Here is a 23,802-nt window from a genome sequence, read left to right as displayed (position 1 = left end):
CGCAACGAGGATGCAAAAAAAGCCGTGACATCATCACAGCTCTTGATTCAAAAGTTTAGCCTTTAGGACCATGCCGTTGAATAATATCATCGTATTTTTCAACCAGTTCATGACCGCGTTCAGTTGTTTGATAAGCAAACATAGGCATTTGCGGTGCTAAATCTTCCTCATTGATTTGATCTTGTACATATTTCACCAATTCATCTTTCTTCATAGAAGAATAGCCCGATAAGCCAGCATTTTTAAGGATTTTTTTCAAAGTCCCGGCATTCACTAAGTACAAAGTTTCCTTGGCTGACATTTGGTAAGCTAGACCTTCTTCAATAAAATTGTCCAAGGCATCTAAGGCATGAATGCCGTAAATGTACTCAAAATAGCGAGGGATAGCTGATTCAGTTGAAAAAGTCCCCAAATCAAGACGCCATAATAAAATAATGTGACCAGGTAATAAGCCTTCTTCCGTCCGTTCCATATTTCGTTTTGGAACTAGGTGTTCTTTTTGAACATCCAGTTTATCCATAAAGGTATCGAAATCACGGTCTGGATTGATATAAGGCATTTCAGGGTAGTCTTTGTAAAGTTTTTTTATCGTATCTAAGTTCGCCATAAAATCTCCTTTTGTCATGTTTCTCTTTAATCTTAGTATAGTTTGCGAAGGAAACTTATACAACTATATTGAGGAAAGTGTCGTCTGGTATTGTAATTAATTAAAATAAAGCAGAAATAAGCAAGAGCATGGAGGATGTATATGGAAGTAGCACCTATAGGTTGGATAGAAACGGCTTTTGTAGAAAAGTTCGGCATTCCGAGACAAAGTATGGTTGTGCCACAAGTAAAGGGAATGATTCAATTTTATCCACCTTACAATCAAATTGAATATTTTAAAGGGATTGAATCCTTTGATTACTTGTGGTTAGTTTGGCATTTTTCAGCACAAAAGGGTCGGTCCAATAAAGCAACTGTCAGACCGCCTCGTTTGGGTGGGAATGAACGGGTAGGTGTCTTTGCTTCCAGGTCGCCGTACCGACCAAACCCTATTGGCCTGTCTTCAGTGAAATTAGAAAAAGTCCATATAGACGGGGCTGGAAAAGTGTCTTTAGAAGTATCTGGTGTTGATTTAATGGATAAAACACCTATTTTAGATATCAAACCCTATGTCAAAACAGACATCCATGAAGACGTTAGGGCTGGTTTTACAGATGAAGTATCTTGGCAACCACTGACAGTCGATATGCCTGAAGCGGTGACTGCGGGGTTACCAGAATATTTACTTACCCAACTGCAAGCCGTTTTAGCTCAAGACCCGAGACCTAGAACCCAAGACAATCCTGATAAAATTTACGGCATGCGTTTTGATGCTTATGAGGTACATTTTACAGTCAAAAGTGGTATTTTAAGGGTAGTAAAAATCACTGAACAGGCAGAATCATAGGAGGTTGAACATGAAATTTATTCAATATTTCCAGGCAAATTCAAATGACATTCAAGTCGGTGTCCTGAGTGACTTAGGGATTATCGACATCAGAGAAGCAAGTGAAACATTAGGTATTCGAGTCCCAAACCAACTGAAGGACATTATTGAAGGGGCATACAAGGATCGTATTCAACAAATTCTAGACTACTATACCCACCACGCCCATGAAGTGAACTTTGTGGATGCGGACACCATTGTCTATGCGCCTGTTATCCATAATCCTGAGAAAATAATTTGTGTGGGCTTAAATTATCATGACCATGTGAGTGAATCAAAAATCTCTGATGATCCAGAAGAACCCGTTTTATTTTCAAAGTTTAATAACGCCTTAGCCAGCCATAATCAGGTCATCCCATTGAATAAACACGGCGAACAATTTGATTATGAAGGAGAATTAGTAGTCGTAATTGGCAAAACAGCTAAAAACATTTCTCATTCCGAGGCCCTAGATGCCGTATTTGGCTATTCTATAGCCAATGATGTATCCGTTCGTGACTTACAGTTTAAATCAAGTCAATGGTTACTTGGTAAAACAAACGATTTCTCTGCACCCGTTGGTCCCTATTTAACAACAAAAGATGAAGTGGACATCAACAATTTAGCCATTAAGACATACCGTAATGGTGCAGAAGTTCAATCAGCTAGTACCAAGCAAATGATTTTCAAGGTGGCTGAGATTGTGTCTTATATCTCAGAATACATGACCTTACAAGCAGGGGATATCATCTTAACAGGTACACCTTCAGGGGTAGTATTAGGTTATCCAGAAGATCAACAAAACTGGCTTAAAACAGGCGATGAAATTTCGATTGAAATTGAAGGATTAGGTCGTTTAACCAATAGCTTTGAAATAGAAGAATAAGAGAAATATATAGAAATTTGAGAGATGTAAGTATGTCAATATAGTACTTTACCTCTCTTTTTTATACAATGCCCGAGGGTATCGCTTTATTGACGATGACATTTAAAGTATAATTAAAATATAAAAAGAAAAGGAGTTGGATATTATGGTGTGGATTATTGTCATTGCTATAATCGTTATATTAGTTGTGTGGGGGATTGGAGCCTACAATAACTTCGTACGTTCCAAAGAAATGGTATCAAATGCCATGGCACAAATTGCAGCACAAGTAGAATCTCGCTGGGATGCCTTAACAAATTTAATTTCAGCAACCAAACAATATCAAACACATGAACATGATACCTTAACTAAAATCGTTGAATCACGTTCGAATGTATCACGTAACTCATCTGTAAGTGATGTGGAAAAAGATGATGCAGCTTTCAACCGTGCCTTACGTTCAATTGATGTAGTAGTGGAACAATATCCGAATTTAAAAGCTTCGGACGTTTACCAATCAACAATGAATTCTGTAAACACTTATGAAAACAATGTACGTCAGTCACGTATGGTCTTTAATGACACTGTTACTAAATACAATCGTTTAATTAAAACTTTCCCGAATTCTGTTATTGCTGGATTTACAGGATTTACACCAGAAGAATACTTTGAAAATTCAGCAGAAAAAGCGGAGATGCCACAATGGTAAAAACACATCAAAAAGCTATTGATACAATCATAGCCTTTGGTGCGTTGGTTTTATTTTGGGTAGCACCTCAATCAGTATTGGCGAATGAGATTAATGCAATCGATGTAGATGTGACTTTACAGTCGGATGGTTCAGCCTTAATCCATGAAATCTGGGACATGAATACTGATGAGGGAACTGAGATTTATAAGGGTTTGAATCTTGAAGATGTTCAGGATATCTCGAATTTTACAGTTTCAATGGATGGACAGCCTATGGAAGAACAATCATCTTGGGATATTGATGATAGCTTTGACCAAAAAGCGGGTACCTATGGGCAAAACACGAATGAACTGAATTGGGGGATTACTGAATACGGGCAACATACATACGAGTTGTCATATGAGATTTCAAATTTTGTTACACAAACATCAACGGATCAAATGGTCTATTGGCAGTTTATTAACTCAGACCTATCGCCATCTCCGGAAGCTGTGTCCGTAGAAATTTCCTCAGATGTACAAACAATGAATTATGAAGATAACCGCATTTGGGGGGTTGGTTACAAAGGTAATATTGATATCACAAGCGATGGTGTCGTACAAACAGAATCGACTGAAGCTTTAGGGTCAAACAACTATGTAACGATTCTATTGCGTATTCCTGATGGGACCTATCCAACTGATTTTGTCATTGAAGATAGAACCTTTGATTCATTTGTAGAGCAAGCATTTGAAGGGTCATCTTATAACTATGAAGATTATGATCCTAATGCCACTTATGAAGAAATTCAAGAAATGAACGGGGCAAATGAAGCCGATACTTCAACCTCAACATCTACTAAGGTCATCCTTGGTTTAGCAGCAGCTGCTGGTATTGGTGGACTTGGTGCTGGTGTATGGGGTATAGGTCATTATGTGGCGAATCAACGAAAATATCGAGAATATTATCCAACGATGACCACTATGGAAAAGCGTACACAAGGTGAATATTACCGTCAGGCCCCAAGTGAAGATATATTTCAACTATATAAAATTTTAGAACAGTTAATTGATAATAAGAGTGAGTTACGCCAAAATTATATGACTGCCGGTATTTTATATCTGGTTAAAAACGGCTATATCACCGTCCGTGAAGAAGAAATCGATGGCTTTCTAAGGTCGAAAGATCAAGCCGTTATCTATATTCAATCAGACAAGGCGCCAACCGGCCCATCAGCACGATTGTTTAAATTGATGCAACGTGTTGCTCAAAAAGACGGCCGTGTTGAACAAAAAGCCTTCTCTAAATATATCGAAAAGAATTACAAGAAAATTGAGGCCTATGAAGCAGCCTTAGATTCTTATTCATCAGATTATTTGGAAGAAAATGGCTACACTTTTGTCGGCTTAACAGCCAAATCACGTCGTGAAAAAAGCGACTTAGATATCGCCCATGAAGTGGCAGGTGTCGCTTATACAGATAAAGGCTTTGAACTACGCGATAATATCGTGAAATTCAAAAACTATCTGTTAGACTTCTCATTACTAAATGAGCGTCAAACCAATGAAGTTGCCTTATGGGATGAATTAATGATTTATGCGGGTGCTTTTGGTATTGCTGATGAAGTGGAAGAAGAATTCCGTAAGATTTATCCTGAATATGCTGAAATCTCAACTTACTCAGATGCACCATTCTTCTACTACGCATACTATGGTTCAATGCTTAACAGATCTTATTCAGACGGTCATAGCGCTGCAACAGCTTCTTCATCATCTGGTGGAGGTGGCGGTACCAGCTTCGGTGGTGGTGGCGGTTCCTTCGGTGGAGGTGGCGGCGGCGGTGTTCGCTAGTCTGTCACAATATAAATGCGAACAATAATTGTATTAGCCAACTAGACTCGTTTTAGTTGGCTTTTTTATTTACGAATAATTTCAAACATGCATAACAGACTTTTCAACAATATAAATTATTATCAATAATTATGTGTAAAGTTATGGCCAAATTGGGAGATGAAATTTTAATAATTAAGTAATGGATAAATTTCCAAGAGTTTTCTCTCATGAAAATTATTTTAGTTTTTTTCCAGCCGACCAATTGTGATATATTTAGTGGAATGAGTTTTCGTGTGAAGACAGGACTAAATAAAAATTTTAAGATAATATTTTTATTTAGGAATATTATATACATTAATGGATATAGGAGGATAGCATGATTGTAAATGTCTTAGCAAATATGGCAATTATTTTTATGGATATTTATTTTGTTTGGCGCTGGCGATATAGTATTGAGAAAAGACGAAATCCAATCAACAACCGTAACCTCTTTATTGGCCTACAAACGGCAGCGGGTATTTGCTTGATGATGTCATCCTTTACAGCTGAAGGTGTGCGCTTTGACTTCAGGCCGGTACTATTCGCCTATACCATGGTGTATTTGGATAAGGAAATTGCCCATCCGACAATAGTGTTGGTTGCGATTTGTCGTTTTTTCTTTGGCGACTTAATCTTGTCCAGTTTAAACCTCTTAATCGCCTTAGCCTATATTTTGCTGAGTTTAGGTGTCTTTGACCGTATTAAATCCAAGTATTCAGAGTTCTTCCAACTGTGGTTTTTAGTGATGATGGTTATTGTTATATCTGCGCCAATGTCCTTTATTCGATTAGAAAATCTCGCCCAAGTATTTTCAGCTTACCTATTGCTGGCTGTTTTGTCATCGGTATTCATATACTTTTCTTACCGCTTCACCAACGATCTAGACAAACTCTACCAAACCTCAGTGCACGACAGCCTAACAGCCCTATATAACGCCCGGAAATTAGATGAAGACCTTGGGAAAATTTCAGAAAATAATCATTCCTATTCGCTATTAATTCTTGATATTGATAATTTCAAGAATTTAAATGATACCCATGGTCATCTTGTGGGCGATAAGGCACTCGAAGAAATAGGCATCGTTTTGAATAATTTAAAGTCTGATTTATTCGATTATTACCGGTATGGTGGGGAAGAATTCGTGAGTCTAGTCTTTGATGGGACGGGACAAAAGACGCTGGATTTAGCCGAATCTATCCATGACAGGATTGCTGAAATGCCGCTATTTAGTGAAGAGGGCGAGCCTTTGAAGATTACAGTTTCAATTGGAGTGGCCCATAGAAAACCGCATGAAGATATGAAAATTACCTTATTGCGGGCTGACCAAGCCTTATATCAAGCGAAACACCAAGGGAAGAACCAGACGGTGAACGCTAAAGGCGGGTTGATTTTCGATTAATTGATTATTTTCAACCGGATCTTTCACAATTTTTAGCCTTCAACGATGATTCTCAGCCCAAAGATTGATACAATAAGTATTAGATAAGAGTATACTGGACTCGTCTTATTGAACTGTCTAGTAAAAAAAGGAATTGAAAGAGGAGAATAAATGAATAATAAAAAAGATGCCGTCTTTTCGGCAGATTGGTTTATCCGTGTTCTGAAGGGTGCAGCTGTTGGAATAGGAGGAATTCTACCAGGTCTTTCAGGTGGAGTCCTAGCTGTCATTTTCGGCTTGTACGATCAAATTATTAACTTTTTAGCTAATATTACTGAAAATTTCTGGAAAAATGTCCGTTACTTTATTCCAGTTGGAATTGGTTTTTTATTAGGAATCTTAGTATTCTCAATTTTCGTTGAAAAAGCCTTTGGACTTTACGCAGCTATTTTTATTACCTTATTTATCGGCTTCGTAGTGGGGACTTTACCATCACTATTTAAGTCGGCTGGAAAAGAAGGGCGCAGTACATCTGACTTAGCCTTGCTTGCAGTAACTGCAGTCATCATTTTCTTGATCATGTTCTTAGGTGGTCAAGGGATTACACAAGTACAACCATCATTTATCGCCTGGGTATTATCAGGTGCTTTGATTGGTTTAGGGGTTATTGTACCAGGGATGAGTCCATCAAATTTCTTAATTTATTTTGGTTTATATGACAAAATGGCCGCAGGTATCGCAGCTCTTGATTTTTCAGTCATTATTCCATTAGGATTAGGTGGGTTACTGTGTGTCATTGGTTTAGCGAAGGCTGCTGAATGGGCCTTCAAACATTACTACTCTAAAATGTACCACTTTATTTTAGGGACTGTAATTGGTTCATCGATTGCCTTATTCCCAACACAAGTATTTCCAGGTTTCTCAGCTGAAGGTTTAGCAAATTCTGGTTTATCATTCATGAATACATTGATTTGGTGTGTGATTGCCTTTGTATTAGGGACAATCTTCTCATTATGGTTCTCAAAAATTGAAGAAAAATATTCAAATGACTAAATTGTCTAAAAACAGGCACTTCCTTTTGTAGGGAGTGCCTTTTTCGTTTTACGGATAATAATTTATTTTGTATAATGAAATTATATGAAAAGGAATTTCTAGGGAAGGGGGTGTTTTGAATGAATAAAAGGCATGAAGTATTTGGACAGCAGATAAATAAGGTGTCAGGCTTATATCTAGATTATCAGAACAACCCATTTTCCGATGAACTAGTCCACGATTTGCGTGTTTCAATTCGAGAATTACGTGGTCTACTTAACTTTATAAAAAAACGTATGGACAAAGACCATTATAACAAGTTGAACCAGCAATTGGGTGCAGCAGCGCGCGTATTTGGGCCCCTTCGTGAATTGGATGTGCTTTATGCATATTGCGAAGATTATGCAGTAAATCATCCTGAAACCAGCGAGGCTTATTACCAGCTGTTTAACACCTTCGTGAAAGAACGTCGGATAGAAGTGAATCGGACTTTTAATAAGGGCAATAGCGCCACCATTCAGCAGGCTATTGAGGATGCGAAAGAAATCCTTGAACTCGACCTATTTATAAATAAGAAAGACTGGAAGAAGTATACGCTTAAGCGCCTGAAAAAGAAGGATAAAAAATTGCGATACGCCTTTAAGACAGTGGATATTTCTGACTACGAGGCAGTCCACGAAATTAGAAAGAGTGCCAAGAAGGTGCGGTATGCAGCCACTTACTTCGACGAGACGGTTTCTAAAGACTTAAACCAATACAGAAAAGACGCCAAGGCCATTCAATCTGAATTCGGTGAAATTACAGATGCGTATGTCAATTATGATTTACTGACAGCATACGCAGACAAGGTAAAAGATGAAAATGTGCGTGATTTATTAATTCAAATTCGCGATGATATCGAATGCGCGGAATAGACTTAAGAATAAGATAATACACAAAAAGCAGCTGGGTTTTCCAACTGCTTTTTGTAATTTTTTGCTATTTGAAAGTATGTAGCGCCTTGCACCCTCATTCAAAATCGGGATCGAGCGACTCGCACCTTACATAGTCGAGTTTAAAATGTCAGACTTCGCTGACATATCACCAAATCCTTCAATATCTTTCAGATCTAGAAGGACTGGTTACAGTACGGCTAGTCTAAGCGACATTTTTACCATCCAGTTTAAAATCTTTCGTTTGCGTATCTTGTCAAGAAGGCTTTTGTTCTTTCTTGTTTCGGGGTATCGATGACCTCTTTGGCTGGACCTTGTTCGACGATGACACCTTTGTCCATGAAGACGATATTGGTTGATACGTCACGGGCGAAGGCCATTTCGTGGGTTACAACGATCATTGTTAGACCTTCTGTTGCTAATTGGGTCATTGTTTCCAATACTTCCCCAACCATTTCTGGGTCAAGGGCAGATGTAGGCTCATCGAATAGTAATACTTCTGGGTCCATTGAAAGGGCACGGGCAATCGCGACACGCTGTTGTTGTCCACCAGATAGTTGCTCAGGGCGGGCGTCACGGTAAGGTGCCATACCGACCTTTTCAAGGTTCTTAAGGGCAACTGCTTCTGCTTCAGCCTGACTACGACCTAAGATTTTACGTTGGCCAACTGTACAGTTTTCTAGGGCTGTATAGTTTTTAAATAGGTTGAATGATTGGAATACCATACCAACTTGGGTACGGTATTTATTAATGTTCATTTTCTTCCCGTTTAAAATCGATTGGCCGTGGTATAAAATGTCGCCGCCAGTTGGTTCTTCAAGTAGGTTTAAGCAACGTAGTAGGGTAGATTTACCTGATCCAGATGAACCAATAATAGAGGTTACTTGTCCTGGGCGTACTTGGAAGTCGATATCACGTAGGACCAAGTTTTCCCCAAAACGTTTTTCTAAATGTTGTACATTTAAGATTAATTGATCTTGGTTTTGCATGTCATTTTCCTCCTATTGTTCTCTTTGACCGTTGATTACTGTATTCGTGCTAGATTCATAGACATGGTAAGTCTTTTTGCCTGCCATACGATTTTCGATGAAATTCAAGACACGAGTTGTTGTAAAAGTTAAGACAAAGTAGATAATCGCTGTAATTAGGAATGTTTGGAAGGTTAGGTAAGTTGAACCTGCGGCTGATTTCGTTACAAAGAATAACTCAGTTACTGCGATAACATTCAATACAGACGTATCTTTAATATTGATTACAAATTCGTTACCTAAAGCAGGTAAGATTGACCGAATAGCTTGTGGCAAAACGATTGTCGTCATTGTTTGGTAGTGGTTCATACCAATGGCACGAGCGGCCTCAGTTTGGCCTTTATCCACTGAGGTAATCCCACCACGGATCACTTCGGCAAGATAAGCACCAGTATTAATCGACACAATTAGTAAGGCTGCAAACATAGTAGACATTTGGAAATTGAAGAATAGTCTTGAACCATAGAAAATCATCATAGCTTGTACCATCATTGGTGTACCACGGAAGATTTCAATGTAGGCAGCAATCACAAAGTCGAATAATTTATAGAAGAAGTAGGCAACTGGTTTTTGATCGCGACGAACGATTAATGAACGGTAGATAGCAATCAATAAACCAATGACAAATCCCATAATTGTCGAGCTTAACGCGATAAACATAGTGTTACCAGCACCAGTTAGGAATTGGGAACCGTAAGTATCCCAAATGCCCGCAACTTCAGACCAGAAACCAGCACTTTCACCGCGCTCGTTCAAGTTCACCATATCTTCCATTAATTGGTCACGGTCAGCGGTTGGAATAGTTGCTAAGGCTTGGTTCATAATGTCTGTTAATGGAGAATCTTTTCTGGTTGCAACAGCAATATCAGAAGTGACTTCACCTAAGTTAAAGCCTTGGCCCTCAGCAAACTCAACGTATGTTAAGTCAGGGTTAGCAGCTACAGCAGCCATGGCACCTGGTTTTTCAGATACATAGGCGTCAACTGAACCAGCAGTTAAAGCTGTAATCATCGTTGGGAATGAATCCAAGGCAGTGGCTTGGGTTACGTCAGTAATTTGCGGAATTAAATCATAATGGAATGTATTTAATTGACCAGTAACAGTTGTGCCAGCGAAATCTTCTAGCGATGTAGCATCTGCGTATTCACTGTCAGCCATAGTCACAAGAACGATATCTGAAGAATAGTAAGAATTTGAGAAGTCCATTTGTTGTAGACGTTCTGGTGTTGGTGACATACCGGCAATAATCACGTCTATCATGCCAGATTCAAGTGCAGGTGGTAGACCGTCCCACTCTAACTTAACAATTTCAAGTTCTAAACCTAGTGAATCAGCTAGACGTTTAGCGATTTGTACGTCATAACCGTTTGCATATTCACCGTCAGAGTTTGAAATAGGGACTGCACCGTCCGCGTCAGATGTTTGCGACCAGTTGAAGGGCGCATAGTTGGCTTCCATCCCAACTCGTAGGACGCCTTCTGTGTCTAAACCTTCAGCTAATGCTTCTTGGTCAACCTCAATTGTTGTGCCGACCTCACTCGCTTCAACAAAAGCGGATGTTGGGCCAACGATGGCAAATACGATGGTCAAAATAGCAATCAAAGCTTTTTGCCAAGTGTTACTTACTTGATGATTTTTCATAATAATACCTCCCGAAAATAATAAAAAGCCTCTACAGCAATAAATTGCAATAGAGGCTTCCCTTTGTACGCAGTAAGACTATGACTAGTCTTTCAGTCGTTACTCCTAGGATAGCGCATCACTTGGTTAAGTGACAGTCATAAACATTTTTTGTTTATGCCCAATACTTTAACTTGGGGTTAAAATATTTCGGCGAATATTCCTTTCCATACTTTCAACGCTCCCGCTCGGGTATGTACTGATAAGCTCCGCACCTCTATCTCAATATATCGTATCTCATCATACACGAAGAATATTGACTTGTCATGAAAATCTGATTAAATCTTTCATGATAGCTTAAAATCATTGCAATTTTTCTACCTTTTTTGATCATTAAAAGCAGATAGTGGCTAGGTCTAGCCATTATTCGGGATAAATGGTAAAATATCTAAGATTATGAAAGCTAGGTGGAACGAAAGTCGTTAAGACGCGACCTTTCTATTGCATCTACAAACATTTAACGCACAGTATAAAAAGTTGGAGTGACAAATATGTCGAATGAAGAAAAAAACAGAGTAATAGCGAAATTGGGCTATCACAAATTCACCATCAAGAGTCATAAAACAAGTGAACATATTCAACAAGTGAGCCGTGATATCAACCAATTACTTGCTGATATTAGTAAAAAGAATCCCAATATGTCAATGGAAGAGATGGCTTTATTAGTAGCGTTAAACATCCAATCTGATAATGTGGATTTACAAGCACAAATGGCTGTAAAATCTAAAGAAAATGCCGATTTAATGGTCCGTGTAAAATCAATGGAGCAAACCATGGGCACGTTGGTGAAAGAAATCGCTGAAATAGAAAAAGAAAAGATGCGTGAAGCAAAAGAAAAAACTCAACCACAAACACCATCAAAAGCCAAGACGACCCAGGGACATGCTAAAGCGCCAGCTAAAAAACCAGCGCAAACAAAAGCAAGTGGAAAACAAACACTAACACAGGCTGACTTAGATAAAGAAATTCCTGAAATTAGCCAACCAAGTTTGAAGTCTAGTGTGAACACAGCCTCAAAACAATTGGGTCGTTTGCGTCAAACACCAAGATCATAGGCTATTGATAGAAAATATGGGTACCAACGGGAGGAAAGCATGACAAGTTTTTTGATTTTATTATTTTTTATACTTAGTATAGGCGTTGGTGTCTATCGAGGGGCTATACTGCAAGGCATTCATTCTATAGGCTTATTAGTCGCGTATTTGTTTGCCGTTTTGTTCTATCAAAATCTAGTTGACCTTGTAACCTTATGGGTGCCTTATGTAGGTTTTGATATTGAAAATACCTTTGTCTATTATCCAGTAGCTTTATTACAAAATATGGATATCATTTACTTTAGATTAGTTGCCTTGTTAGCAATTATCTTGCTTGTCTGGATTGTTACTAAATTAATTGCTTTTGGCTTAAGAGACTTAAAATTTAAAGAAATGGATATTCAATGGAACGGCATTTTGGGCGGCCTATTTGGCTTCTTCTCAGCTTGGTACTGGTCATTCTTTATTTTGATGTTTATGTCAGTTTTAACCTTTGAAGGGGTGCAAACAGCCTTATCCAATTCTTCAGTCGCCGACTTCATTATCTTGAATACCCCAATTTTATCTGGTCAAGTATTCAACATCCTACTACAAGGACTAGGCAACTTACCATTTTAACAACGTGCAAATATATGCCTTTGCGCACTGCGCAATTATGGCAATTGATATGGCTGTGATAATTGATCACGGCCTATTTCCTACTTAAGACGCCTTTTATATTCATTACTGATAACAATCGAAGGAGGATACATTTTGAATCCTAAAATATTTCAAACCTTAGAATTTGAGAAAATACAACAACAAGTAGCAAAAGAAACCCGAACTGAAATCGGAAAAATCCAAGCTTTAAATTTAAAACCCAGTGCAGAAGCGGAAGAAATCGAGCAATCCTTACAAAGTGTTGACGATGTAAAACGCTTGTTTGAATTAGACAAACGGATCCCAGTCAGCCAACTAATTAACGTAAAACCATTCTTAAAACGATTGGATATCGGTGCTGACTTAAACGGGAAAGAATTGGCTGCAGTAGGCCGGGTCTTACGGGCATCTGGTGAAGTTTCTACCTTCTTTAGCAAACTAAAAGAAGCAAAAGTAGAATTAATGCAATTGTATGCAATTGCAGATGACTTTATTGACATGCGGGATTTGATGCGTAAGATGCAAAATGCCATTGCAGATGATGGGTCAGTTTATGACAATGCCTCGTCAACTTTACATGGCTTAAGACAAGGAATCAAACGCGAAGAAGCGGGTATCCGTGTCAAACTAGACCAAATAATCCGGTCTAATAAGGCTTCTTATTTAAGTGAGGCCATCATCACCATCCGGAACAACCGCTTTGTAATTCCGGTTAAACAAGAATACCGTAACGCTTTTGGTGGGGTAGTTCATGACCAATCGTCATCAGGACAAACATTGTACATTGAACCGCAAACAGTTTTAGATGCAAATAACCACTTGCGGTCCCTGCAAGTCCAAGAAGACGAGGAAATTAGACGGATTTTCCAAGAGTTATCTACAGAATTAGCCCCTTATACCAGTGAAATTGCTGAAAACAATCAACGTCTTGGGGATTTAGACTTGATTCAAGCTAAATTCTTCTATGCCCGTGAAATTGGGGCCAACCGACCGATTTTAGCAAATGGATCTGAACGCATTGACCTAAAAGAGGCGAGACATCCTTTATTAGACCGCAAAACAGTTGTCGCTAACGATATTCATTTTAGCCATGAATATAATATGATCGTCATTACCGGGCCAAACACCGGTGGTAAAACCATTACCTTGAAAACAGTCGGTCTACTGCAATTAATGGCTCAATCAGGCTTATATATTACTGCCAAGGCAGATTCTCGGGTAGAAATCTTCAAAGAAATATTTGCGGATATTGGTGACGAGCAGTCCATTGAACAAAGTTTATCCACCTTCTCAGGACATATGACGAATATTATCCGTATTGTTGAGGCTGCAGACGAACATTCGCTAGTTTTAATCGATGAGTTGGGTTCTGGTACCGACCCTCAAGAAGGGGCAGCCATCGCCATCGCGGTACTAAACCGTTTTGCCTTCCTAAACGCCCGCGTATTGGCCACTACCCATTATCCGGAACTGAAAACGTACGCTTATGACCATCCTGGGGCCATTAATGCCTCGATGGAATTTAACGAAATCACCTTGGAACCAACCTATCAATTGCTGATTGGGGTGCCAGGTCGCTCTAACGCCTTTGATATCTCCCAACGACTAGGTTTACCAGTTGAAATGGTGGATGAAGCACGTTCTTATATCCAGGAAGATAGCCAAAATCTCAACGAAATGTTGCTTGATTTAGAAGCCCAACGTCACGAATACGAAGACTTATCAGCCGAAGCCGCCAAAGACTTAGCCGATGCTGAAAATCTTTTAAATGATTTGAAAAAGGCACAAGCTAGACTAGAAGCTGACAAACAAACCTATATGAACCGGGCCCGTAAAGAAGCCAATCAATTGGTAGAAGACACCAAGGCAAAAGCCGATGCCATTCTGGCGGAGATCCGGGAGTGGCAAATCAACCATCCAACCATTGGTAATATCAAAGAACATGAGATGATTGATCGTCAAAGCGCCTTGTCTAACTTAACGCAAGAGGAACAGCTAAAGAAAAACAAAATCCTTCAAAAAGCCAAGAAAAATAAAGAGCGAAAAGCCAGCTTTGAAGTGGGCGATGAAGTGAATGTTCTAACCTACGGGCAACGTGGTACCTTGGTTGAGAAACGTGAAAAGGACTGGGTTGTTCAGATGGGTATGCTGAAGATGGAAGTGGCTGAAAAAGATTTAACTTTAGTTGATGAGAAACCGAAGAAAGAGAAAAATCATCGGGCTGGACTCAAAGCAAGTAAGGCTAAATCAGTCAATACGAGTCTAGATTTACGTGGTGAACGGTATGAGGAAGCCATGATTCGACTAAACAATTTTATCGATTCGGCCTTATTAGCCGGGCATGGTCAGGTCACCATTATCCATGGTCACGGCACAGGTGCCTTAAGACAGGGTGTTCAAAAGGCCTTGAAGAACCATCCACGGGTTGATTCCTTTGAATTCGCACCTTATAACATGGGTGGTAATGGGGCGACAATCGCTAAATTTAAAGGCTAAATTGGTAAAAAGCAGATAAATGTTCAAATTGGTCAGACAATGCTATAATGATGAAGAATAAAAATGAGAGGGGTAATATAAATGGTTAAAGCTATTACAGATGCAGAATTTAAAAATGAGACTGAAGAAGGCGTTGTATTAATTGACTTTTGGGCTACTTGGTGTGGACCTTGTCGTATGCAATCACCAATCGTTGAAACTTTAGATGATGAAATGGGTGACCAAGTTAAGTTCACCAAAATGGATGTGGATGATAATCCAGAAACAGCACGTGAATTTGGTATTATGTCCATCCCAACATTAATGATCAAGAAAGACGGTCAAGTTGTTGAGCAATTAGTTGGTTATACGCCAAAAGAAAATCTAGAGCAAGTATTAAACCAATACTTATAATCTAAAATAAAGAAAGCGGCCGGGAAAATTCTCGACCGCTTTCTTTATTTGCTTAAGTCTATTGTTATTGCGCAACTATAGGTTTTCAACTGAGAATTCACCGTTTCTAGCATAGCCCTTATCTTTCGTATAAAGAATTCCCCAAGAAAATCCAGGTTTAAAAGCTGCCAGCTGATGTAATCTTGACAGTTGCGGCTTCGGGCATTATTCAGTATAAGAAATATCATCAAGTTAACTTTACTATTCGCTATTGAGATCCTTTTCAAATGTCCGTCATTATTCAAGGATTTACCAATCCAGATACTAGCTAAAGGGATATTGATGGCCTGATTTCATGTCTACTATTTTTAGGCAACCAAGTCATTATAAAAGAGGTACCTGAATGGTTGCATAAAGAGTTGACTGTGATCGGTTGGCCACAATAAAAAAGTAGTGGGAGCCAATTAGCTTGATCGCACCACTACTTTTTTGCTGCACCTTTTTTTTATTCTACTAACTTACGGCCTTCGTTGCCTTTTTCGATATTTTCTAAGATGTCTTGGTTTAAGAAACCATCGTCGTATTGTTTACGCCAGTCCATAAATCCTTCATCTAACCCGCGAATAAGGACTTCTGCGGTACCGATATTGGTTGCTAGTGGGATGTTATACACGTCACATAAACGGATCAGGGCAGTCACATCTGGTTCGTGGGGCATAGCTGCTAATGGGTCACGCATAAAGATAACTAAGTCCATGTCGTTTTGTGAGATAGCCGCACCGACTTGTTGGTCACCACCAAGTGGGCCTGATTTAAAGCGGTGAACGTCTAAACCAGTGGCTTCGATAATACGTAAACCAGTTGTCCCTGTAGCAAATAATTCATGTTTTTCAAGAATGAATTTGTAGGCAGTTGCAAAGGACACCATCATATCTTTTTTTGAATCATGGGCAATAAGTGCAATTTTCATATAGCATATCCTCCAGTTCGTATCGGCAATTTGATTTTCAAACGAGACATTGACCTTTTTCCTTAAATTACGTTTAATAATTGCGAATGGGTGAAGTGAATCGTCTTCTTCTGTTATAATTGTATCATAGATTTTAAATTGTTCATTGCGATTTTTGAACGATTTGTTTGACGGAGGAGGTTAACATGAACAGACCTATCGGATTCTTAGATTCTGGTGTAGGTGGCTTAACGGTAGTGAAAGAAGCTATGCGACAATTGCCCAATGAATCGATTATCTATATTGGTGACAATGCACGTTGTCCTTATGGGCCAAGAAGTGTAGAAGAAATAGCGACTTTTACTAATCAAATGGTCGATTTTCTTTTAACCAAAGATATTAAATTATTGGTCATTGCCTGTAATACAGCGACTGCGGTTGCCTTAGATGAAATTAAACAGCGGGTATCTATTCCAGTTATCGGGGTGATTCAACCGGGTGCAAGAGCAGCCAATAAATACACAAAAAATGGCAAAATTGGTGTTTTAGGTACTGAAGGGACCATTAAAAGTGGCATGTACCTTGAAAATTTACTACAAAAAAATAAAGACTTGAACATGACTTCATTAGCTTGTCCAGCCCTTGTCCCACTGGTAGAAAGCCAACAATACGCCACACCTTTAGCCAAAAAGGTGATAGCGGAAACTTTAGCACCAATTAAAAATAAGGGGTTGGATACTGTTATTCTAGGTTGTACCCACTATCCTTTACTAAGAGATACCATTCAAAAAACCTTGGGACATACGGTCAAACTTGTTGATTCTGGCCAGGAAACTATTTCAGACGTATCCATCCTTTTGGATTACAACGACATTGCCAAATTGTCGGATGATCCATCACCAAGAGTGACTGAATTTTACACCACCGGCTCACCAGAACTATTTAAGGAGATTGCGGACGACTGGTTGGATCAACCAATTGAAGTACACCGTGTCACTATCGAAACACTTGAAGCAATTCAAAAACAGATGAAAGAAGGCTAACATTTATATGAAGCAAGTAATGATCGCTACAGCCAACCAAGGTAAAGCCAAGGAATTCAAGCAATTATTTGATAAATACGGAATTGAAGTTAAAACCTTGCTAGATTTTCCTGACTATCCAGATATTCCAGAAACTGGGACTACTTTCATTGAAAATGCGACGATTAAAGCCACAACAGCCGCGAAAGACTTGCACATTCCAGTCATTGCGGACGATTCTGGTCTAGCCATTGACGCATTAGACGGGGCACCAGGCGTTTATTCAGCCCGTTACGCAGGCCCTGAGAAGTCAGATGCCAATAACCGGAAAAAGGCCTTAACCGAGCTTGCTGACGTACCTGACGAAGATAGAGGCGCGACTTTCCATACCTATCTAGTCGTTTCTGACGCACAAGGTCAAGTCATCAACCACTACCACGGCACTTTATCTGGTGTCATCTTACGTGAAGAGCGCGGGGAAAATGGCTTCGGCTATGATCCAATTTTTTACGTACCAAGTGAAGGGTTAACCACAGCTGAAATGTCAGCAGAAAAAAAAGATTCTTTAAGTCACCGAGGCAATGCCTTACGTTTACTAGCCAAAGATTTACAAAATGGGGAGTTGAACTTATATGAAGATTCTAATCACAAGTGATAATCACGGCGACCATGAAGCGCTGGTCAACCTAGTCTTAAAAGCAGGGGATGACATTGATTTATTTATCCACTGTGGAGACTCTGAGTTATCAGAAGACGATACCATTTGGGGGATTTTCCATACCGTAAGAGGGAACACTGACTATGGCAACTACAAGGATGCCATTAGTTTAAATTCCCCTGAAGGGAAGATTGTTGTGACGCACGGCCATTTATATGGGGTAAAACAAAATTTGAAGAAATTGGTTGCCTTAGCGAAAGAAAATCAAGCGGATGTCATCATGTACGGCCATACCCATGTCATGGATGACCAAGAAATAGACGGGATTAAAATTATTAACCCAGGTTCAATCCGCATTCCAAAAGGTAACTACCCATACCCATCATTTGCTATTTTAGACTGGCAAGGTGACAAGAAAGAAGTCACTTTCTACAATGCAGACTGGGAAGTTATTACAGAAGTTGGCTAAATAATAAAAAAAGAAACCGCACGGTCAAGTCCTGGTTTGGACACCAATCGTGCGGTTTTTGTATATGTGATTTTAATGATTATAGTTCTGCTCCTGAGTCATAAACAGGTTGTTTGTAACCATTGCGTACAAGTAGGGCTGTAAGTTGTTCATAGTAGTGTGAACGAACTGCCATCTTATCGCTATCTCTAGTATTGAATACTACACGGTAGAATAAGCGGCCGACAGCGTCACGTTGGTAACCCCAAACTTCTGCTTCACCTAAAACCCGGTCATCAGAAGAAGCTAATGATAAACCATCTTTAATAACAGATTCGATTGAACCTAAATCAGAGTTTGGATCAATGTACAAGTCTACGTACATATGACGAGTGGTATTAGAAGAGTTGGTTACATTTTCGATGTTACGGTTAGGGACAAAGTGCCTTGAACCGTCATCTCCAGATAGAATAGTTGTCCGGATACCCGTTGAAATAATGGTACCTGATAAACCAGCGATTGTAACATAGTCTCCAACAGCAAATTGGTGTTCTAAAAGAATGAAAAAACCATTGACCACGTCAGTGATAAAGCCTTGTGCACCAAGACCTAAGGCTAGGGAAGCAACCCCGGCACCGGCTACTAGTGTGGCTACTGGTAAACCTAGAATGGCTAGAATAGAGTAACCTAATAGGAAATAGTAAGTATATTGAACAACGTTTTCCACTAATTTATGGATGGTTTTGTTCCGTTGGATAGACCCAACGTTGCGGTTTTCAATCCGTTTAGCGTCCCGCTCAAAGTATACGTCAACAATACGGTCGACAATCTTTTTGACAACCCAAAAGATTAAAGCGGTGACTACCAGTTCAAAAATGGTAGAAATTAAGCTTGAGAGTAGACTGGCATAATCAATTGATTCGATATAAGTGCGCCACCATTGTCTAATTTGATCCAAATAAATCATCCTTTCAACATTATCCTTATTCTTCATGGTATCGAATGATGAAATTATTGTAAAGCCATTTGCAAAAGGATTAATCAATATTTAAGTTGTCGGATTTTTAAGCTTAAAATAAGTGCGTTATTTTTTGTAAAGCCCTCTCATGGTATGGTAAAATATTCTTATAGTTATATATTAAATATCTTATATTCAATGATATGAGAGATGGAGAAGGAGTGATTTTTACATGACCGGAGGCCAAATTGCGGGCTTAATCGCAGCAATAGCATTTGCGGCATTAGTGATCTACATTATTCTATTCTTACGTGAACTAACAAAGACCATGAAGGAAGTTACAGGTATTGTTAATGAAGCGAATGAAACAGTTAAAGTAGTCACCAAGGATGTAGATGCATTATCAATTGAGGTGCAAGGATTACTCAATAAGTCTAATGTTTTATTAGATGATGTGAATGGAAAAGTAGCTCAAGTGGACCCATTGTTCAAAGCAATCGGGGACGTCGGGGTAACTGTTTCAGACGTGAATGATTCTACACGTAACTTAGTCCTAAATATTACCAATACTGCCCAAACAAAGGTAGATGATATTAAGGATAAAACAACAGGTGCTACTGAAGCTGGTTCAGCTACAGTAACTGCTGATCAAGCAGTAAAACCTGGACAACCAACTGTGACTGGTATTCAAAAAGTGGGGCAATCAGCTAAAGCTTTATATCAAAAACGGCAAGTGCGCAAGGCACAAGAGAATTCACAATCTAAACCATATTAATCAATATTATTAATTGAAAGAAAGAGGGAAATATATATGTCTAGAAATACAGGTTCATTCTTATTAGGTGCAATCATCGGTGGTACTGCAGGTGCTGTAGCGGCATTATTATTTGCACCAAAATCAGGTCGCGAGTTCCGGGATGACTTAAATCAACAAGCAAACGTTCTTCGTGATACAGCTTTAGACTACGCTGATATCGTCACTGAAAAAGGTAACGTAATGTATCAAACTGCTAGCGATGCTGCACAAGATATCCGCGTGAACTTATCAGAATCTGCTGAAGTTTTAAAAGCGCAATTAAACGAAGCAACTACCGAAGCAACTAAACAATACCAAGTAGCTCGTGATGAAGTGGCAAGTGCTTATGTAGATGCCAAAAATACGACTTCCCAAGCAACAGAAGATGCAAAAGCTGAAGTTGCGGAAGGTACTGAAGAAGTGAAAGCCGCTACTGATAAAGCAGCAGCTAAAGAACAACCACTTAAAGAAGACGCTGAAAAAGTGAAAAAACAAGTGGAAGAAGTTAAAGAAAAATAATTGCTGACTTAAAAAAATGAAATAGGATTGTCTACAGGTATTTGAGATTTTGAAATACTTGTAGGCAATTTTTGTTATGTTTCATAAAAATCATGCAAATTTTGTACATTTTTATGAAAATGACTTGTTAAACAAGTCAAATACTGATAGAATATGAAAATGTGAATGAAAGCAGTCACCGTAACAAAGAAAACGTTTGCAAATATCACTTTTTAGTGCTATATTTGGCAATGTACGTATGAAAACAAATTAAAAAATTTTAAAGGAGCGATGAAGATGGAAAAACAAACTGTTACGATCTATGATGTTGCGCGTGAAGCTCAAGTATCTATGGCTACAGTTTCTCGTGTTGTAAATGGTAACACGAATGTTAAACCTTCAACGCGTGCAAAAGTATTAGATGTAATTAAACGACTAGACTACCGTCCTAATGCGGTCGCACGTGGATTAGCAAGTAAAAAGACGACAACTGTTGGGGTATTATTACCAGATATCACGAATAATTTCTTTAGTGCTTTAGCTTTAGGGATTGATGATATTGCCTCAATGTACAAATACAACATTATTCTAGATAATGCAGATAATAAAAAAGAATCACAAGTTCTTTCTAATATTTTAGCAAAACAAGTAGATGGTGTTATCTACATGGGTCACCAATTATCTGACTCTGTTCGTGAAGAAATCAACCGTACAAACACACCGTTTGTATTAGCCGGTTTAAACGATGATAAAGGCGAAATTCCTTCTGTAAATATCGACTACACACAAGCTTTCTATGAAGCTGTTTCAGGTCTATTTGCACAAGGACACAAAAATATTGGTTTCCTAGCGGCTAAACCATACTTTAACAATAACCTAGACCGTTACAATGGTTACTTAAAAGCTTTAGAAGAAGCTGGTAAAGAATTGGACAAATCATTATTATTTGAAGTGCAAGACTCTCGTTTCAAAAACGGTGAAGACATTGCCCAACAAATCCGTGATTCAAAAGCTGACGGTATCGTTGTCGTTGGTGATGAGTTAGCGGTTAAAGTAACGAACCATATGGTGGATAATGGTGTGAAAGTACCAGAAGAATTCGCTATTGTGACGTCAAACAACACTTCCCTAACTGAAGTTGTTCGACCTACTTTAACGTCAATTGAACCACCTTTATATGATATTGGTGCCGTTTCAATGCGTATCTTAACAAAATTAATGAATAAAGAAGAAGAAATCGAAAACCATGTAACCTTACCACATAAATTTATTTTACGTGATTCAACTAAAGATGCATAAAGTGAGAAAGGCCTTCAAAGCGAAATGCTTTGAAGGTCTTTTTTTACCTTGTTGTTTGAAAATTCTTCCATTATCATTAATGTAATGAATTGGGAGAGGTGTTGGATTTAGATGAAGAATAAGTTGAGCCAGGGTAACCGAATATTACTAATAATTATAGCCATTGGACTAGTCTGTCTAGTGGGCATTGCACTTGCCTACAAGGGGATTGTTTCACCAAGTAACGCCAATGAAAACGGGGATGAACAAGGGGGAAACGATACGCCAGTTATACAAGTGCCGTCCTTTTTATCAAATCTGCCGGCTAAGGAAACTGAAGACCAGTGGCAGGGTGAGGATGGGACTTTTGTCTTGCGGTCGGTTGGAGATGTTTTGATCCATTCGGAGGTGACTTCAACAGCGGATACGACAGCGGAGGTGTTTGCGGATCAAACGGCTTCACTACAGGATGCGGGTGCTCTAACTGGAGACAATTTGATTGCCCATGGTTCAAATAATGGGGACATGGCGGTTGATCTAGGTGTTTCGGACTATAATTTTGACCCTATGGTTGCTAAAATTGCGCCATTTACATCTTATGCAGATTATACAGTGGCCAACCTGGAGATTCCTGCGGCCTATCCTGAATTGCCGGTGGCGACTTATCCGAATTTCAATATGCCTTCATCCATTCTTGGGTCTTTGAAGCGGGCTGGTATTGACGGTGTGTCAACTGCGACCAACCATACGCTGGACCAGTTTGCGGACGGAGCTAACATCACTATGGACTATCTGGATGAAGCTGGGCTCATGTATTACGGGGCTTTTCGTAGTCAAGAAGACCATGACACGGCAAGGATTGTCGAGAAAAATGGGATTAAGTTGGGCTTTCTGGCTTATACTTATGGGACCAACGGCATGGTTCCGCCCGAAGATGAGCCGTGGGTGGTTAACTATGCGGATTTACCAGTGATGCTTCAAGAAGTGGCGGCATTGAATAACCAAGTGGATGCGGTTGTTGTGTCCTTACATTTGGGGACTGAATACGGGACGTTGCCGGATGATGAACAAATCGCTGTGACCCAGGCCTTGGCAGATGCTGGTGTAAAATTGGTGATTGGTGGACACCCACATGATTTACAGCCAGTGAATTGGTTGAATGACAAGGATACCTATGTGATTTATTCGCAAGCGTCATTTATGACTGGTCAAGTTGCGGATGATAATAAACTTGGGGGCATTCATGAGGTGACTTTTACCCGTGACGAAAACGGTGAAGTACAAGTGCGCGCCGGGAAATTCATGCCGACTTATTTTTCAGGGACAGCTAATGAGACTTCATATGAAAGTGTCCCACTAGGGGATTATAAGGGGCAAGATAATGATCAAGCTGCTTGGGTTGAAACCATCCATGACCGGATGATGACTTATACAGAAGATTTTACCTATCAGGATTACTTAGAGACTGCCTGGACACAAGGCGTTAACTACGAATAGTAACAGTAGATAGGAGATTGCTAAGAAGCGTGGATTTTACAATAACTTTAGTAAAATACTTTTAGTAAAATGCAATAAGGGATTGATTTTGTATCGAATTCCCCTTAAAATGTTAGCTTTTTTGTGAGAATGTTATCTTTTAATGTTTTTTCACATGGCATAGATTATAATAGGATGAGATTTTGTTTATTTTGGTCAGGAGGCATATGTACTTGGCAATAAATAAAACAATGACCTTATTTAAGTTGTTA

At 39.2% G+C, this 23,802-nt stretch carries 23 protein-coding genes and 1 riboswitch; of the genes, 18 read left to right on the top strand and 5 right to left on the bottom strand.

Annotation, left to right across the window (positions count from 1 at the left end; genetic code table 11):
- Positions 1-55: 55 nt before the first annotated feature.
- Positions 56-607: a hypothetical protein gene (locus AWM74_RS00695; protein ID WP_026466199.1), complete on the bottom strand. Its 552-nt coding sequence runs from the start codon at positions 605-607 to the stop codon at positions 56-58.
- Between the two features lie 141 nt (positions 608-748).
- On the opposite strand from AWM74_RS00695, the gene tsaA reads away from it, so the two are divergent.
- The 7 genes from tsaA to AWM74_RS00660 all read left to right on the top strand — a co-directional run bounded on the left by tsaA (position 749) and on the right by AWM74_RS00660 (position 8,180).
- Positions 749-1,432 carry a tRNA (N6-threonylcarbamoyladenosine(37)-N6)-methyltransferase TrmO gene (gene tsaA, locus AWM74_RS00690; protein ID WP_026466198.1) on the top strand — a complete coding sequence of 228 codons (684 nt, stop codon included), beginning with the start codon at positions 749-751 and terminating at the stop codon, positions 1,430-1,432.
- A 10-nt stretch (positions 1,433-1,442) separates the two neighbouring features.
- Entirely contained in the window at positions 1,443-2,336 is an 894-nt protein-coding gene (locus AWM74_RS00685; protein ID WP_026466197.1) for a fumarylacetoacetate hydrolase family protein, read from the top strand.
- 145 nt (positions 2,337-2,481) lie between these two features.
- Positions 2,482-3,024 (top strand): LemA family protein, encoded by a 543-nt coding sequence (locus AWM74_RS00680; protein WP_003141927.1) that lies wholly within the window; start codon positions 2,482-2,484, stop codon positions 3,022-3,024.
- Positions 3,018-4,835: a DUF2207 family protein gene (locus AWM74_RS00675; protein WP_060774335.1), complete on the top strand. Its 1,818-nt coding sequence runs from the start codon at positions 3,018-3,020 to the stop codon at positions 4,833-4,835. The genes AWM74_RS00680 and AWM74_RS00675 overlap by 7 nt, the downstream gene beginning before the upstream one ends.
- A 358-nt stretch (positions 4,836-5,193) precedes the next feature.
- A complete protein-coding gene (locus AWM74_RS00670) occupies positions 5,194-6,255 on the top strand; it encodes a GGDEF domain-containing protein (RefSeq protein ID WP_026466195.1) in 1,062 nt (353 codons plus the stop codon).
- 150 nt (positions 6,256-6,405) lie between these two features.
- Entirely contained in the window at positions 6,406-7,287 is an 882-nt protein-coding gene (locus AWM74_RS00665) for a DUF368 domain-containing protein (protein WP_026466194.1), read from the top strand.
- A 119-nt stretch (positions 7,288-7,406) separates the two neighbouring features.
- Positions 7,407-8,180, top strand: a complete 774-nt coding sequence (locus AWM74_RS00660; protein ID WP_026466193.1) for a CHAD domain-containing protein — start codon at positions 7,407-7,409, stop codon at positions 8,178-8,180.
- 248 nt (positions 8,181-8,428) lie between these two features.
- On the opposite strand, the gene AWM74_RS00655 is transcribed toward AWM74_RS00660, so the two are convergent.
- Positions 8,429-9,187 (bottom strand): amino acid ABC transporter ATP-binding protein, encoded by a 759-nt coding sequence (locus tag AWM74_RS00655; protein ID WP_026466192.1) that lies wholly within the window; start codon positions 9,185-9,187, stop codon positions 8,429-8,431.
- Between the two features lie 12 nt (positions 9,188-9,199).
- A complete protein-coding gene (locus AWM74_RS00650; RefSeq protein WP_026466191.1) occupies positions 9,200-10,867 on the bottom strand; it encodes an ABC transporter permease subunit in 1,668 nt (555 codons plus the stop codon).
- 103 nt (positions 10,868-10,970) lie between these two features.
- Positions 10,971-11,134: riboswitch (Lysine riboswitch) on the bottom strand.
- 263 nt (positions 11,135-11,397) lie between these two features.
- On the opposite strand from AWM74_RS00650, the gene AWM74_RS00645 reads away from it, so the two are divergent.
- From AWM74_RS00645 to trxA, 4 genes are all read left to right on the top strand, one after another.
- Entirely contained in the window at positions 11,398-11,961 is a 564-nt protein-coding gene (locus AWM74_RS00645) for a cell division protein ZapA (RefSeq protein WP_026466190.1), read from the top strand.
- 39 nt (positions 11,962-12,000) lie between these two features.
- Positions 12,001-12,558, top strand: coding sequence for a CvpA family protein (locus AWM74_RS00640; RefSeq protein ID WP_026466189.1), 558 nt, complete (start codon positions 12,001-12,003; stop codon positions 12,556-12,558).
- Between the two features lie 135 nt (positions 12,559-12,693).
- Positions 12,694-15,075, top strand: a complete 2,382-nt coding sequence (locus tag AWM74_RS00635; RefSeq protein ID WP_026466188.1) for an endonuclease MutS2 — start codon at positions 12,694-12,696, stop codon at positions 15,073-15,075.
- Between the two features lie 81 nt (positions 15,076-15,156).
- Positions 15,157-15,468, top strand: coding sequence for a thioredoxin (gene trxA / locus AWM74_RS00630; RefSeq protein WP_016896983.1), 312 nt, complete (start codon positions 15,157-15,159; stop codon positions 15,466-15,468).
- Positions 15,469-15,952: 484 nt separating this feature from the next.
- Here the strand turns inward: trxA and mgsA are convergent, their stop codons facing one another.
- The gene (gene mgsA / locus AWM74_RS00625; protein ID WP_034258219.1) at positions 15,953-16,417 is read right to left on the bottom strand and encodes a methylglyoxal synthase; all 465 of its coding nucleotides are present in this window, start codon (positions 16,415-16,417) and stop codon (positions 15,953-15,955) included.
- Positions 16,418-16,602: 185 nt separating this feature from the next.
- On the opposite strand from mgsA, the gene racE reads away from it, so the two are divergent.
- From racE to AWM74_RS00610, 3 genes are read left to right on the top strand one after another with little or no spacing between them, the layout of a single operon-like run.
- Positions 16,603-17,439: a glutamate racemase gene (gene racE / locus AWM74_RS00620; protein WP_026466187.1), complete on the top strand. Its 837-nt coding sequence runs from the start codon at positions 16,603-16,605 to the stop codon at positions 17,437-17,439.
- A gap of 7 nt (positions 17,440-17,446) precedes the next feature.
- Positions 17,447-18,073 carry an XTP/dITP diphosphatase gene (locus tag AWM74_RS00615; protein ID WP_026466186.1) on the top strand — a complete coding sequence of 209 codons (627 nt, stop codon included), beginning with the start codon at positions 17,447-17,449 and terminating at the stop codon, positions 18,071-18,073.
- On the top strand, positions 18,051-18,545 hold the full coding sequence (locus tag AWM74_RS00610; RefSeq protein WP_026466185.1) for a YfcE family phosphodiesterase: 495 nt from the start codon (positions 18,051-18,053) through the stop codon (positions 18,543-18,545). The genes AWM74_RS00615 and AWM74_RS00610 overlap by 23 nt, the downstream gene beginning before the upstream one ends.
- A gap of 79 nt (positions 18,546-18,624) precedes the next feature.
- On the opposite strand, the gene AWM74_RS00605 is transcribed toward AWM74_RS00610, so the two are convergent.
- Positions 18,625-19,491, bottom strand: a complete 867-nt coding sequence (locus AWM74_RS00605) for a mechanosensitive ion channel family protein (protein ID WP_236702835.1) — start codon at positions 19,489-19,491, stop codon at positions 18,625-18,627.
- 223 nt (positions 19,492-19,714) lie between these two features.
- Between AWM74_RS00605 and AWM74_RS00600 the strand changes: the two genes are divergently transcribed.
- From AWM74_RS00600 to AWM74_RS00585, 4 genes are all read left to right on the top strand, one after another.
- Positions 19,715-20,257 (top strand): DUF948 domain-containing protein, encoded by a 543-nt coding sequence (locus tag AWM74_RS00600; RefSeq protein WP_026466183.1) that lies wholly within the window; start codon positions 19,715-19,717, stop codon positions 20,255-20,257.
- A gap of 36 nt (positions 20,258-20,293) precedes the next feature.
- Positions 20,294-20,797 carry a YtxH domain-containing protein gene (locus tag AWM74_RS00595; protein ID WP_026466182.1) on the top strand — a complete coding sequence of 168 codons (504 nt, stop codon included), beginning with the start codon at positions 20,294-20,296 and terminating at the stop codon, positions 20,795-20,797.
- A 276-nt stretch (positions 20,798-21,073) separates the two neighbouring features.
- On the top strand, positions 21,074-22,075 hold the full coding sequence (gene ccpA, locus AWM74_RS00590) for a catabolite control protein A (RefSeq protein ID WP_026466181.1): 1,002 nt from the start codon (positions 21,074-21,076) through the stop codon (positions 22,073-22,075).
- Positions 22,076-22,186: 111 nt separating this feature from the next.
- Positions 22,187-23,551, top strand: a complete 1,365-nt coding sequence (locus AWM74_RS00585; RefSeq protein ID WP_026466180.1) for a CapA family protein — start codon at positions 22,187-22,189, stop codon at positions 23,549-23,551.
- Positions 23,552-23,802: the final 251 nt, after the last annotated feature.

This window comes from Aerococcus urinaeequi (assembly GCF_001543205.1).
Lineage (GTDB): Bacteria > Bacillota > Bacilli > Lactobacillales > Aerococcaceae > Aerococcus > Aerococcus urinaeequi.
Note: the sequence above shows the minus strand (reverse complement) of the source record. Positions and strands in the feature narration are given on the sequence as shown.

What these genes read in the sequence shown, in the direction of transcription:
- ccpA (WP_026466181.1), top strand. Translation starts at nt 21,074, where the DNA reads ATGGAAAAACAAACTGTTACGATCTATGATGTTGCGCGTGAAGCTCAA.
- mgsA (WP_034258219.1), bottom strand. Translation starts at nt 16,417, where the DNA reads ATGAAAATTGCACTTATTGCCCATGATTCAAAAAAAGATATGATGGTG.
- racE (WP_026466187.1), top strand. Translation starts at nt 16,603, where the DNA reads ATGAACAGACCTATCGGATTCTTAGATTCTGGTGTAGGTGGCTTAACG.
- AWM74_RS00670 (WP_026466195.1), top strand. Translation starts at nt 5,194, where the DNA reads ATGATTGTAAATGTCTTAGCAAATATGGCAATTATTTTTATGGATATT.
- AWM74_RS00640 (WP_026466189.1), top strand. Translation starts at nt 12,001, where the DNA reads ATGACAAGTTTTTTGATTTTATTATTTTTTATACTTAGTATAGGCGTT.
- AWM74_RS00585 (WP_026466180.1), top strand. Translation starts at nt 22,187, where the DNA reads ATGAAGAATAAGTTGAGCCAGGGTAACCGAATATTACTAATAATTATA.
- AWM74_RS00650 (WP_026466191.1), bottom strand. Translation starts at nt 10,867, where the DNA reads ATGAAAAATCATCAAGTAAGTAACACTTGGCAAAAAGCTTTGATTGCT.
- AWM74_RS00660 (WP_026466193.1), top strand. Translation starts at nt 7,407, where the DNA reads ATGAATAAAAGGCATGAAGTATTTGGACAGCAGATAAATAAGGTGTCA.
- AWM74_RS00695 (WP_026466199.1), bottom strand. Translation starts at nt 607, where the DNA reads ATGGCGAACTTAGATACGATAAAAAAACTTTACAAAGACTACCCTGAA.
- AWM74_RS00600 (WP_026466183.1), top strand. Translation starts at nt 19,715, where the DNA reads ATGACCGGAGGCCAAATTGCGGGCTTAATCGCAGCAATAGCATTTGCG.
- AWM74_RS00685 (WP_026466197.1), top strand. Translation starts at nt 1,443, where the DNA reads ATGAAATTTATTCAATATTTCCAGGCAAATTCAAATGACATTCAAGTC.
- AWM74_RS00610 (WP_026466185.1), top strand. Translation starts at nt 18,051, where the DNA reads ATGAAGATTCTAATCACAAGTGATAATCACGGCGACCATGAAGCGCTG.
- AWM74_RS00645 (WP_026466190.1), top strand. Translation starts at nt 11,398, where the DNA reads ATGTCGAATGAAGAAAAAAACAGAGTAATAGCGAAATTGGGCTATCAC.
- trxA (WP_016896983.1), top strand. Translation starts at nt 15,157, where the DNA reads ATGGTTAAAGCTATTACAGATGCAGAATTTAAAAATGAGACTGAAGAA.
- tsaA (WP_026466198.1), top strand. Translation starts at nt 749, where the DNA reads ATGGAAGTAGCACCTATAGGTTGGATAGAAACGGCTTTTGTAGAAAAG.
- AWM74_RS00605 (WP_236702835.1), bottom strand. Translation starts at nt 19,491, where the DNA reads ATGATTTATTTGGATCAAATTAGACAATGGTGGCGCACTTATATCGAA.
- AWM74_RS00680 (WP_003141927.1), top strand. Translation starts at nt 2,482, where the DNA reads ATGGTGTGGATTATTGTCATTGCTATAATCGTTATATTAGTTGTGTGG.
- AWM74_RS00675 (WP_060774335.1), top strand. Translation starts at nt 3,018, where the DNA reads ATGGTAAAAACACATCAAAAAGCTATTGATACAATCATAGCCTTTGGT.
- AWM74_RS00655 (WP_026466192.1), bottom strand. Translation starts at nt 9,187, where the DNA reads ATGCAAAACCAAGATCAATTAATCTTAAATGTACAACATTTAGAAAAA.
- AWM74_RS00595 (WP_026466182.1), top strand. Translation starts at nt 20,294, where the DNA reads ATGTCTAGAAATACAGGTTCATTCTTATTAGGTGCAATCATCGGTGGT.
- AWM74_RS00665 (WP_026466194.1), top strand. Translation starts at nt 6,406, where the DNA reads ATGAATAATAAAAAAGATGCCGTCTTTTCGGCAGATTGGTTTATCCGT.
- AWM74_RS00615 (WP_026466186.1), top strand. Translation starts at nt 17,447, where the DNA reads ATGAAGCAAGTAATGATCGCTACAGCCAACCAAGGTAAAGCCAAGGAA.